A 12,576-nucleotide genomic window follows, 5' to 3' on the forward strand; every position below is an offset into this window, starting at 1 on the left:
AGAGACTCTCTTATTGGGCGTCCCGGTTGGTATAGGTCACCGGAACCCACGCGTAGCCTTCCCGCTCACCTTTCTTCACATACCCGATCCCGGGGAAAGGCAGATGTGGCGCCGCAATCAGATCTTTGTTTTTCACAAACTCAGCGAACGCTGCGTTGCGTACCCGGGCGGCTCCGTCCTGATCCTCATCGTAAGCAATCGTCACGTTGGGCTGTGGGAACTGAACCGCGGCAACGTGAATGATGTCGCCGACAAAGGTAATTTTTTCACCTTTGCTCTCCAGCGTGTAGAACGCGGACCCTGGGGTGTGGCCCGGGTGAACCGTACCACTGATGCCCGGCAGAAGCTGTTCCGTCCCGGAGAAAGTCTTCACTTTTCCGGCATCCAGATAGGGCTTTAAGGTCTTGTACGCGACGTCGAAGTAGTTCTGGTCATAGCCAGATTTTTTCTGGTTCTCGTCGTTAAAGAAGAAATCGATATCCGGTTTGCCGACATACACCTGTGCGCGGGTAAATACGCGCTGACCGTCTTTAACCAGGCCGCCAGCATGATCGGAGTGCGCATGGGTGATCAGGATATCGGTAATATCCTGCGGTTTAATGCCCTGCGTCGCCAGGCTCTCAATCAGCCGCCCGCCTTTGCCGGGGCCAAAGAGCTGACCGGAACCGGTATCCACCAGAATTTTGTGGCCGGGGATGGCGATATAGAACGCGTTAATCGACGCTTCCACCGGATTGGCCTGGAAGTTTTTAGCCAGTAACGCATCGGTATTTTCTGCCGTCGTCCGACGCAGTAAGGCGTGCAGATCCTGCGGCACGCTGCCGTCCGTAAAGGCGGTGACAATCGTATCGCCAACCTGAACGCTGTAGCCGCCAGCCTGCTGTTTCACCACATGCTGTGGAACGCTGGCCACCGCGTGGATCGCGGGAAAGAACAAAACCGAACCGGTCAACAGGGTTGATATCGCAAGTTTTTTCACAGTAAACATGATGGGCTCCTCAATAGTAAGTTCATCATAGTTCAACTGAGATTTTTGAGAACAGCAGGGAAGTGAATGTGACCTATCCATGAAATGGATAGGTCTGAGAGGATGCTTTACAGCACGCCGGTACCGCCGTCAGAGCACCACACTTGCCCGGAGGCGTATGAGCAGGTATCGGAGGCAAACAGCACATACAGCGGTGCGATTTCAACCGGCTGGCCCGGTCTGCCCAGGGGCGTATCTTCCCCGAACTTCTGAACTTTGGACTGCGGCTGACCGCCACTGGACTGAAGAGGCGTCCAGTATGGACCTGGCGCGACGGCATTCACCCGAATGCCACGCGGCCCCAGCTGCTGAGCCAGAGACTTGGTAAAGGCCACGTTACAGGCTTTGGTCTGCGCATAGTCCACCAGGATCGCGCTCGGTTTAAACGCCTGAACGGAAGTGGTGTTGATGATCACGGCGCCTTCCTGCAAATGGCGCAGCGCAGCTTTAGTGATCCAGAAGGGGGCATAGACGTTGGTTTTAAACGTCGCGTCGAAATCTGCCGTGGTGAGATCGTCGATCGATTCGCAGTACTGCTGGCGTCCGGCGTTGTTCACCAGGATATCCAGGCCACCCAGTTCTGCGACGGCTTTTTCCACCAGCGTATCGCAGAACGATTCCACGCGAATATCGCCGCGAATGGCGACCGCTTTACGGCCTTCGGCCCGAATCAACGCAATGACCGATGCCGCATCGGACTCCTCTTCCGGGAGATAGCCAATAGCCACATCTGCACCTTCACGGGCATAGGCGATCGCTACCGCGCGACCAATTCCGGAATCACCGCCGGTAATCAGCGCTTTTTTTCCTGCCAGTTTGCCTGATCCGATATAACTTGTTTCACCGTGATCCGGTATTGGCTTCATTTCAGATGCCAGCCCGGGGGCCCTTTGCGGTTGTTCAGCAAACGGTGGACGAGGGTAATGCAGCGTGTGATTATTTCCTGTAGACATACCGGCCTCCTTAATAGTGAATTCCAAGATTAGTCGTTAATTAAACGTAAGCGGGCAAAATTGACAAATTCAGACAAATCTATCTTCTGGTAGCGGATATAAAATATTTTCTCAAGCCAGCATGTAATACCAGAAAAGGGCGACCTCATCTTTTTCCGGCAGGGCGTTGTAAAGGTAGCGATCGTAACCGCCGAGAATAAACCCATAGTGACGATAGAACTGACAGGCAGAAACATTAACGTTCTGCGTCTCCAGCCGTAACCCGGGCGCATTGAGGCTTCGCGCCCAGACGTGGGTGGCGGACATCAGCTTGTGCGCCGCGCCCGTACGGCGTTTTGAACGCTCCACGGCAATGTAATCCACCGAAATAAATTTATTCCAGTTGCAGGACGCGGTAATAAAACCGGCGATTTCACCGTCATCCGTTTCGGCGATAAGAAATATTGAATCCGGATTAACGCAATGATTTTCCAGCGTCTGGAGATCAAGTTCATAGGTTTTAAGATAAGGTTCGGTCAGCGCCTCGATATGCAAATCACCATTGAGAAATGGCTCTCTGGCAATCTCATCAACCTTGAAAGAAAAATCACAACATTCAAGGCGGGCGAGGTCTGTACTTAATCCTTTTCGAATATGCATAGTATTCCTTAAGTGGGAGTTATAAATAGATAATAGACGAAGCGGCATCCCCTGCTGGCATAACACTCTGTAGATCCTGGTCTAAGCTTGTATTTCGTTCCGCGTAAAAGGTGGTCATTCGAGGACAATGAATGGAATTCAGAACATGTCGCAGGCACTGGGGTGCTGAGTTTATTTCCGATGACGTTGTACGTTTTCGCGTCTGGGCAGAAGGGCAGAAAGATCTCACATTACGTTTAACCGATACCGACATTCCCATGGCGGCGGTGGGCGACGGTTGGTTTCAGATTGACGTGCCCGGCGTCAGGCACGGTACGACCTATCAGTTTGTTTTACAGGATGGAATGGCGGTGCCGGATCCGGCCTCACGCGCGCAGCAGGCTGGCGTCAACGGCCCGTCGGTGGTGATCGACCCGCGTCGCAGCCTGCCCACTCAGCGGGAATGGCAAGGACGACCGTGGGAAGAGACGGTGATCTACGAGCTGCATATCGGCACCTTCACCGGGGAAGGAACCTTCAGGGCGGCCATCGACAAACTGCCTTATCTGGCCGGGCTGGGTATTACGCAACTGGAAGTGATGCCCGTGTCCCAGTTCGGGGGGGCGCGCGGATGGGGGTATGACGGCGTACTGCTGTATGCCCCGCACTCGGCTTATGGCACACCGGATGATTTTCATGCCTTCATTGATGCCGCCCACGCGCTCGGGCTTTCCGTGGTGCTGGATATCGTACTCAACCACTTTGGCCCGGAAGGTAATTACCTGCCGTTGCTCTCGCCAGCGTTTTTCCATCAGGATCGTATGACCCCGTGGGGCAACGGTATTGCCTATGAGGTTGAGGCCGTCCGGCAATACATCGCCGAGGCGCCGTTATTCTGGCTCTCGGAGTATCATCTTGACGGTCTGCGCTTCGACGCCATCGACCAGATCCATGACGACGCTGAGACCCATATTCTTCCCGAGATAGCGCAACGGATCCGCGACGCATTTCCGGATCGGCATATCCATCTGACCACCGAAGACAGTCGCAACGTGATTTTCCTGCATCCGCGCGATGAGCATGGTCAGACGCCGCTTTTCACCGCCGAATGGAATGATGATTTTCACAACGCCGCGCATGTCTTCGCGACCGGGGAATCACACGCCTATTATCAGGATTTTTCCTTTGAGCCGGAGAAAAAACTGGCGCGGGCGCTGGCAGAGGGCTTTGTCTACCAGGGGGAAATCTCGCTTCAGACCGGAAAATCGCGCGGGGTAGAGTGTCGCGAGCAACCTCCGCAGTTTTTTGTCGATTTTATTCAGAATCACGACCAGGTCGGCAACCGTGCCCAGGGGGAGAGGCTTATCTCTCTGGCAGGCGCGGATAAAACGCGTGTGCTGTTTGCGGCGATGCTTATGTCGCCCCATATTCCGCTGCTGTTTATGGGCGAGGAGTATGGCGAAACGCATCCGTTCCTCTTTTTCACCGACTTTCACGGCGACCTGGCGAAAGCCGTGCGGGAAGGACGCGCGAAAGAGTTTACCGGCCATGCCGGGCACGATGAAACCGTACCGGACCCCAATGACGTAAATACCTTTATGCGGTCGAAGCTTGACTGGAACAAGGCAGACACGCAGGAAGGCAGGGCGTGGCTGCACGCTACGCGCGAACTGATTGCGCTGCGTCAGCGCTTTATCGTCCCGCTACTGAAACAGCGGGGCGCCGTGGAGGGTAACGTCCTGCAAACGGCGCTCGGCATGGTTGCCGTGAGCTGGCGTTTCCCGTCCGGTACGCTGTCGCTGGCGCTGAATATCGGCAAAAAGCCGCTCGCCTTACCGAACCTGCCCGGAAAAACGATCTTTAGCTGGCCGGAGGCAGTCGATAACCTGCCGCCAAACAGCATTGTTGTTCGCTTAGCTGATGGAGAAGCAGCGCTATGATCCCTTCCTCTACTTACCGAATTCAGTTTCGCAACGGCATGACCTTCGATCGCGTGGTGGACCTGATTCCGTATATGAAAGACCTTGGAATTAGCCATCTTTACGCGTCGCCTGTTTTCACCGCAACCACGGATTCCACCCACGGCTATGACGTGACCGACCCCAACGAAATCGACCCGGCGATTGGCGGGCGGGAAGGGTTTGACCGCATGGCGGCAGCGCTGAAGCAGGCGGGGATGGGGCTGATTCTGGATATCGTTCCTAACCATATGTCGACCTCGCTGGAAAACCGCTGGTGGCGCGATGTTATAGAACAAGGCAGGCAGAGCCGCTATGCGGCGTATTTTGATATCGACTGGTCCCGACCGCTGACGTTGCCGTTTCTTGGCGACACCTTTGAAGCCGAGCTGGAGCGGGGGGCTATCACCTTAAAACGTGACAGTGTCACCAACAGCGCAGCGCTGGTTTACTATGATACCGCCTATCCGCTTAATCCCGGCACGTATGCCGAAGGCAAGAGCATCGCTGAGATCCACGAGGCGCAAAGCTGGCGGCTGATGTCCTGGCGGGAAGCGCCGAAACAGCTTTCATGGCGGCGCTTTTTTGAAATCACCGGGCTGGTCGGCGTGCGGGTAGAGGATGAGGCGGTCTTCGCAGACACGCACCGCCTGATCCTTGAGCTTGTTCACGCCGGGGTTGTCGACGGCCTGCGCATTGACCATGTGGACGGGCTTGCCGATCCGCTGGGCTATTTGCAGCGCCTGCGTGCGGCGACCGGGCCGGATTGCTACATCACGGTAGAGAAGATCCTCGCCAAAGGGGAACAGCTTCCTCAGGAGTGGCCGGTCTCGGGTACTACGGGCTATGAGTTTATTGCCTCGCTGGCGGAAGTGCTGGTGGATGATACCAACCTCTCGCGACTGGAGACGCTCTACGACGAGACGCTGGGCACGACCGTGGACAGGCAGGCGGAACTTCGCAAAGCCAAAGGGCTGATGACCGATCGTAATTTTGAAGGTGAATTTACCACGCTGCTCAAAATCGCCAGCGAGCTGGCCGGGCATAACGGTGCCCAAGTGGAGCATGAGGATATCCGCCATGCCCTGCGCGAGCTGCTTATCGCGTTTCCGGTGTATCGCACCTACGGCACCGGAGAGGGGCTGACGCCACCGGATGTGGCGCTGCTCAGTCGCGTGGTCGCCAGCGTCGACACCTCTGAACCCGCGCTCAGCCTGATCGTGCGTATTCTTACCGGCGATCTGCCGGAGCATGACCACGCGCTGGCCTCGCTTTTCCGCACCCGTTTTCAGCAACTGACCGGGCCGCTGATGGCGAAATCGGTAGAGGATACGCTGTTCTTCCGCCATAACCTGGAGCTGGCCCTGAACGAAGTCGGCGCTGACCCGACGCCGCGCGCATTTTCACTTTCCCGTTTTCATCAGGAGATGCGCATTCGTCTTGCCCGCCAGCCCGATGCGCTGCTGGGAACCTCCACCCACGACACCAAACGCGGCGAGGATGCGCGAGCGCGACTATACACGCTGACGGAAGCGCCAGATCTGTGGGGGGAAAACCTGGCGCGCTGGCGGCAGATGAACCAGACGCAGGTCCGATTCCTCAACGACGGCACCGCGCCGAACGCCGCCGACACCTGGATGATCTTCCAGGCGCTGGCGGGCGTCTGGCCAGCCACGCTGTCGCCAGACGATCGTGATGGTCTTAAGTCACTGGAAGAGCGTTTCCTCGGCTTTATTGAGAAAGCCCTGCGCGAGGCCAAGCAGCGTACCGACTGGATCGACAGCAACGAAGGGTACGAGAGCGTGGTGCTGGACTACGTGCGCCATCTGCTCTCCCCGGATAACACCCTGTTCCTGCGTGATTTCAGTGCCGCACTCCAGCCGTTTATTCGGGCTGGGTTAATGAACAGCCTGAGCCAGACGGTGATCAAGCTGACTGCGCCAGGCGTACCGGACATCTACCAGGGCAGCGAAGGGCTTAACTTCAGCCTGGTCGACCCGGATAACCGCCGCGAACCGGATTTCACCGCGCTGGCGGAAAACCTCAGCGTAGCGGATGGAACCATTTTTAACGATGCGCAACGCTGGCGAGAGGGCAGCGTGAAGCAGTACGTCACCGCCACGCTGTTACGGCTGCGGCCGCATTACCCCGCGCTTTTCCGCTACGGCGACTGGCTGCCGCTGAAGGTGACCGGCGAGCGGGAAGAGAATCTGATCGTTTATGCCCGCATAAAAGATGACGAGGCGCTGATCGTCGCCGTGCCGCGTCTGGTGTTTGACGTCACCGACAATGCGATGCTGTGGGCCAATACTACGGTGGCCATACCCCAGGAGCTGGCCGGGAAGCACTACCGGGATCTGTTTACCGGTGAGCGCCGCCTTCTGCCAGAGACGCTGGATTTAACGTCTGAAAAGGGATGTTTGTTGGTTCTGCTTACCTGCGACTAATCGAGGAGAACAAAAATGCCAAAGGATACAACGTTTGAAATTCGGGCCGGTCATGGCCAGCAGTTGGGCGCAAATTATGACGGGAAAGGGGTGAACTTCGCTCTGTTTTCCGCCCACGCGGAGCGGGTAGAGCTGTGTCTGTTTGATCCTTCGGGAAAAACAGAAATAGCCCGCCTGGAACTGCCGGAATATACCCATGAGGTCTGGCACGGCTATGTGCCGGATCTGAAACCGGGGGCGCTGTATGGTTACCGTGTGTATGGCCCTTACGATCCGGAGAACGGTCACCGCTTCAATCCCAATAAGCTGCTTATTGACCCCTATGCCCGTGAACTGGTGGGTGACATTGAGTGGAACGATGCCCACTTCGGCTATGAGCTGGGACACGATGAGCTGGATCTCAGCTTTGATACGCGAGACAGCGCGCCGTTTACGCCCAAATGTAAGGTCATCGACCCCAATGCCGTCGACTGGCAAGACTCCCGCCGACCCGATATCCCGTGGCCGCATACCGTGGTTTATGAGAGCCACGTAAAAGGCTTTACCCAGCTTAACCCGGCTATTCCGCCTGAACTGTGCGGTACGTTTGAGGGGATGGGGCATAAAGCGTCGGTGCAGTACATCAAAAGCCTCGGGATTACCTCGGTCGAGCTGCTGCCGGTTCACTGGTTCCCTGACGATCAGCACCTGCTCGATCGCGGTCTGAAAAACTTCTGGGGCTATAACTCGCTCGGTTTCTTTGCGCCAGCGTCACGCTATTACGGCCCGGCGGGGATCCAGGGTTTCCGCGACATGGTGCGTGCCTATCATGACGCGGGCATCGAGGTGATCCTCGACGTGGTCTATAACCACACGGCGGAGGGCAACGAGCTGGGGCCAACCCTGTCGTTTAAGGGAATTGATAACTTCTGTTATTACCGCACCATGCCGGATCAGCACCGGTATTACATCAACGACACCGGCACCGGAAACACCGTTAATACTTCACACCCGCGCGTATTGCAGATGGTCATGGACTCCCTGCGTTACTGGGCAGAATCGATGCAGATTGACGGTTTCCGCTTTGACCTCGGGACCATTCTCGGACGTGAGCCGGAGGGGTTCGATCCGCGCGGCGGCTTCTTCGATGCCGTGACCCAGGATCCGGTGCTGTCGAAGCTGAAGCTCATCGGTGAGCCGTGGGATATCGGCCCCGGCGGGTATCAGGTGGGAGGCTTCCCGCCTGGCTGGGGTGAGTGGAACGACAAATACCGCGATACGGTACGTGAATACTGGAAGGGGGATAACGTCTCTAACGATTTTGCCGCCCGTCTGTTAGGGTCCGGTGATTTGTACGATCTGCGCGGGCGTCGTCCGTGGGCCAGCGTCAATTTTATTACCGCGCATGACGGCTTCACGCTGAACGACCTAGTGTCGTACAACGAGAAACATAACGCCGATAACGGGGAAGATAATAACGACGGACATAACGATAACCGGTCGTATAACTACGGCGAAGAAGGGCCGACGGAGAACCCGGATATCATCGCCACCCGCGAGCGGCAAAAGCGCAACTTCCTCACCACGCTCTTCTTCTCGCACGGTACGCCGATGCTGCTGGCAGGGGATGAGTTTGGCCGGACGCAAAAGGGCAATAATAACGGCTACTGTCAGGACAGCGAGATCTCCTGGGTAAACTGGAAAGGGCTCTCTGAAAACGACGAGAAGCTGCGCGACTTTACCCGTCGGTTGATTGCCCTGCGCGCGACGCAGCCGCTGCTGCGACGTGAGAACTGGCGCGACGGGCTGGAGATCCGCTGGTTTAACGCCGGTGGCGGACCGCAGCAGTCGGAACAATGGGACGAGGGTTCCACCCTTGGTCTTGCCATCAGCCGCCCGGATCTTAAGCAGGAAGAGGGCGTCTGGCACGACGTGCTGATGCTGTTTAACCCGTTTGAAGGCACGGTTCCATTCCAGATCCCGCAGTTTGGCGAAGGGGGCTGGGTGCTGGAGCTTTCGACGGCGGATGAGGCCCCCACAGGGGAAATCATCACGGAATCCGTCGATTATGAACTGGCCGGGCGGAGTATGACGCTTTTCCGCCGTCCTTAAAGCGAGGCCGCCGCGCGTGCGGCGGTATCATACAGGGAGGAGATCGCGCGGAGTAACTGCGCGGTCTCGCCAATTGATGCTCCCGGAATGCCGCTTTCCGCATGAATGTTGATCAGGCAGGCCTCCCGCACCTCCCGGTACTTCATGCACAGCGCTTTTCCCTCCTCCGTGGTGGAGAAAAAAAGCTCTTTTCCGGCTTTCTCGCTGGTGACATATCCCGCCTTGACCAGCTTTTTCAGCGCATACGTCACCACGTGGGTATCTTCCACGTTCAGCACAAAGCAGATGTCGGCCAGCTTTTTCTTGCGGTTGCGGTGATTCACGTGGTGCAGAAGCGAAACGTCAAAGGCCCCCATATCCGGTTCACCCGCAGCGGTCATGCAGCGCACCATCCATTTGTTAAACGCATTGCTGGTCATGATCAGCGCATATTCCAGCTCTGATAATTCAGCACACCGCTCTGAGACGAGATGACGGGAGGAGACGATTCGCCCGTCCGCAATATCGTCGTGGTTTAACGCTGTCGTCTTTTTCTTTACTGTCATAACGATCCTTCCCCCGAAATGTAAACCCGTCGATAAAATAAGAACATTTTATTGATAAATTGTTTACATGTTTTTGACGTTCAGATATAGCTTTTTAGTGCAGGTTCTGTGGAGCCTGACGCAAAACACAACATCGCGCGCCGTAATGCACCGGCTTCGCTCTGCTGCGAAGTATAAAAAATAGCCGTCGGCGCGCAACGCTCACTTTGGATAGGGTAACGTTTATGGACAGTTCTACACTGTTGCCACTTATCGGGATTCCGGTGGTGGTTATTGGTTTTGCACTGCGTTTCAACCCGCTGCTGGTTGTCGTGGTGGCGGGGCTGGCGACGGGCCTGCTGGTTGGCATGGATTTCGGTATGCTGCTGGAAACCTTTGGCGAAAAGTTCGTGAATAGCCGATCGCTTGCCACCTTCATTCTGATCCTGCCGGTGATTGGCCTGCTGGAGTATTACGGGCTGAAAGAGCGCGCCCAGGCCTGGGTCGCGAAGATCGCCAGCGCCACCTCGGCGCGTATCCTGATGCTTTACTTTGTCGCCCGCGAAGGGACGGCTGCGCTGGGCCTGATGTCCCTTGGCGGCCACGCGCAAACGGTGCGTCCGCTGCTGGCGCCGATGGCGGAAGGGGCGGCCCTGAATGAATACGGCGAACTGCCGCAGACTATCCGCGACAAAATCAAAGCCCATGCCGCCGCGTGTGACAATATCGCGGTTTTCTTTGGGGAAGATATCTTTATCGCCTTTGGCGCGGTACTGCTGATTGATGCGTTCCTGAAAGAGAACGGGATCGAGGGGATCGAACCGCTGCATATCGGCCTGTGGGCCATTCCGACCGCTATTGCGGCACTGATCATCCATATGACGCGTCTGCTGCGCCTCGACGCCAGCATTCGTCGCGACGTGATGGCCTGGAAAGCAGAGCAGGGTACGCAGGAGATCGCACCATGATGACCCTCATCACCATTAACCGCGTGTATTACCTGATCGGCTTCGTCGTGATGCTGCTGGTTGTGATGACCCTTCGCGACCGCGCTAACCCGAAACGCTATACCACGGCGCTGTTCTGGTTTCTGTTTGGCGGGATCTTCCTGTTTGGCGATCTGATGGTGCAGGAGCTGGGTAAGTCGCTGGCGTATCGCATTATTGGCGGCGCCGTTATCGTGATTGCGCTGCTGGCCGGTTTCGGGCTGGTCGGGAAGGGGCATTATAAAATGTCCACCGAGGAGGAGCGTGTTGCCTCGTCGAACCGGCTGAAAAACTGGCTGTTTTTACCGGCACTGATGATCCCCGTGGTAACGGTCATCGGGACGCTGTTTCTGAAAGGCGTGTCGATTGGCGGCGTTTATCTGCTCGACCAGAAACAGCTTACGCTGGCGGCGCTGTGCGTGGCCTGCGTGGCGGCTATCCTTACCGGCTGGTGGCTGACAAAAGGTACGCCGCTGCATGCGGTGCGTCAGTCGCGTCGGCTGGTCGATACCATTGGCTGGGCGGTGATCCTGCCGCAGATGCTCGCCATGCTCGGTGGGGTGTTCGTGGTGGCGAATACCGGCGAATCGGTACAAAAGGTGGTCAGCCTGTTTGTGAACCCGGACAGCCGCTTCATGCTAGTGGTCATTTACTGCGTGGGGATGGCGCTGTTTACCATGATCATGGGTAATGCCTTCGCAGCCTTCCCGGTGTTAAGCGCCGGTATCGCTCTGCCATTCCTGATTAACGTCCATCACGGTAACCCGGCGCCGCTGCTGGCTATCGGTATGTACGCAGGCTATTGCGGCACGCTGATGACGCCGATGGCCGCCAACTTCAACATTGTGCCCGCCGCGCTGCTGGAGCTAAAAGACAAATATCAGGTTATCAAGATCCAGATCCCGACCGCGTTAACCCTGCTGGTGGTGAACGTGTTCTTAATGTATTTCCTCGTGTTTCGCTAAGGAGCTGCAATGGAATTAACGCAACATCAGGCTGACGCCTTCGCCAGAATGCCGTTGACCTATTTACGTCAGGAATACCCGAACCACATTATGCATCTGCTCAACGATGACGGCGACGTTCTGCCGCCTCGCGAGCTGCACCCGATCTTTTACGGCTGTTTTGACTGGCACTCTGCGGTGCACGGCTACTGGCTGCTGCTGCGCTGCCTGCGTCTCTGGCCCGAACTGCCGTGCCGGGAAGAGATCATCACTCTGTTCGAAGAACACCTGATCGACGAGAAGGTGGCGAAGGAGCTGGCCTATTTTACCGCGCCGTTCCGCGCGTCGTTTGAGCGGCCTTATGGCTACGGCTGGCTGCTGGCGCTGGCGCAGGAGCTGAAACAGTCGTCACTGCCACAGGCGGAGCGCTGGTACCAGACGCTGCAACCGTTAACGCGGGATATTCGCCAGCGGCTGGTGGATTACCTCAGCAAGCTTACCTATCCCATCCGCGTCGGAACGCATTACAACACAGCGTTTGCGCTCGCGCTGGGGCTGGATTATGCCCGGGCGGTGACGGATGACGGGCTTGAACAGGCGATCCTGGACGCGGCGACGCGCTTTTATCATACGGACACGCAATATCCGGCGCATTATGAGCCGGGCGGCGACGAGTATATCTCCGGGGCGCTGACCGAGGCGTTACTGATGAGTAAGGTGGTAGAGAATTTCCCGGCCTGGTTCGATGCGTTTCTGCCTGAAGTGGGTGCCGTTTCAGCGCTGATGAACCCGGCTGAGGTAAGCGACCGCACCGACCCGAAAATCGCGCACCTGGACGGGCTTAACCTCAGCCGCGCCTGGTGTATGAAGCACATTGCCCGTGCTCTGCCGGAAAACCACCCGGCGCAGCAGGCGTTACAGGATGCCGTTGCGCGCCATCTCTCGGCAAGCGTGGAGCATGTTGTCGGCAGTCACTACAGCGGCGGCCACTGGCTGGCGAGTTTTGCGCTGCTGGCGCTGGAGTAGCG

10 protein-coding genes are annotated in these 12,576 nt (G+C 57.0%); 6 read left to right on the forward strand and 4 right to left on the reverse strand.

Annotation, left to right across the window (positions count from 1 at the left end; translation table 11 throughout):
• Window positions 1–10: 10 nt before the first annotated feature.
• From INF61_RS13380 to INF61_RS13390, 3 genes are all read right to left on the reverse strand, one after another.
• The gene (locus INF61_RS13380) at window positions 11–988 is read right to left on the reverse strand and encodes an MBL fold metallo-hydrolase (protein ID WP_193547826.1); all 978 of its coding nucleotides are present in this window, start codon (window positions 986–988) and stop codon (window positions 11–13) included.
• A gap of 107 nt (window positions 989–1,095) precedes the next feature.
• Window positions 1,096–1,980 (reverse strand): SDR family oxidoreductase, encoded by an 885-nt coding sequence (locus tag INF61_RS13385; RefSeq protein WP_193547827.1) that lies wholly within the window; start codon window positions 1,978–1,980, stop codon window positions 1,096–1,098.
• A 111-nt stretch (window positions 1,981–2,091) separates the two neighbouring features.
• Complete coding sequence (locus INF61_RS13390) at window positions 2,092–2,619, reverse strand: GNAT family N-acetyltransferase (RefSeq protein WP_032653615.1); 528 nt, start codon at window positions 2,617–2,619, stop codon at window positions 2,092–2,094.
• 131 nt (window positions 2,620–2,750) lie between these two features.
• On the opposite strand from INF61_RS13390, the gene treZ reads away from it, so the two are divergent.
• From treZ to glgX, 3 genes are read left to right on the forward strand one after another with little or no spacing between them, the layout of a single operon-like run.
• Window positions 2,751–4,538 (forward strand): malto-oligosyltrehalose trehalohydrolase, encoded by a 1,788-nt coding sequence (gene treZ / locus INF61_RS13395; protein WP_193547828.1) that lies wholly within the window; start codon window positions 2,751–2,753, stop codon window positions 4,536–4,538.
• A complete protein-coding gene (gene treY / locus INF61_RS13400; RefSeq protein ID WP_193547829.1) occupies window positions 4,535–7,003 on the forward strand; it encodes a malto-oligosyltrehalose synthase in 2,469 nt (822 codons plus the stop codon). The genes treZ and treY overlap by 4 nt, the downstream gene beginning before the upstream one ends.
• A 15-nt stretch (window positions 7,004–7,018) precedes the next feature.
• Entirely contained in the window at window positions 7,019–9,094 is a 2,076-nt protein-coding gene (gene glgX / locus INF61_RS13405; RefSeq protein ID WP_193547830.1) for a glycogen debranching protein GlgX, read from the forward strand.
• On the opposite strand, the gene INF61_RS13410 is transcribed toward glgX, so the two are convergent.
• The gene (locus INF61_RS13410; RefSeq protein WP_003857118.1) at window positions 9,091–9,639 is read right to left on the reverse strand and encodes a winged helix DNA-binding protein; all 549 of its coding nucleotides are present in this window, start codon (window positions 9,637–9,639) and stop codon (window positions 9,091–9,093) included. The two genes, glgX and INF61_RS13410, sit on opposite strands and share 4 nt — an antisense overlap.
• A gap of 224 nt (window positions 9,640–9,863) precedes the next feature.
• On the opposite strand from INF61_RS13410, the gene INF61_RS13415 reads away from it, so the two are divergent.
• Genes INF61_RS13415 through INF61_RS13425 form a run of 3 tightly spaced genes read left to right on the forward strand, consistent with a single transcriptional unit; the run spans window position 9,864 to window position 12,574 of the window.
• Complete coding sequence (locus INF61_RS13415; RefSeq protein ID WP_003857121.1) at window positions 9,864–10,586, forward strand: DUF969 domain-containing protein; 723 nt, start codon at window positions 9,864–9,866, stop codon at window positions 10,584–10,586.
• A complete protein-coding gene (locus INF61_RS13420; RefSeq protein ID WP_017382341.1) occupies window positions 10,583–11,569 on the forward strand; it encodes a DUF979 domain-containing protein in 987 nt (328 codons plus the stop codon). Before INF61_RS13415 ends, INF61_RS13420 begins: the two co-directional genes overlap by 4 nt.
• Window positions 11,570–11,578: 9 nt before the next feature.
• Entirely contained in the window at window positions 11,579–12,574 is a 996-nt protein-coding gene (locus tag INF61_RS13425) for a DUF2891 domain-containing protein (RefSeq protein WP_017382342.1), read from the forward strand.
• Window positions 12,575–12,576: the final 2 nt, after the last annotated feature.

It is taken from the genome of Enterobacter cloacae complex sp. P18RS (genome assembly GCF_014982105.1).
Taxonomy (GTDB): Bacteria; Pseudomonadota; Gammaproteobacteria; order Enterobacterales; family Enterobacteriaceae; genus Enterobacter; species Enterobacter hormaechei_C.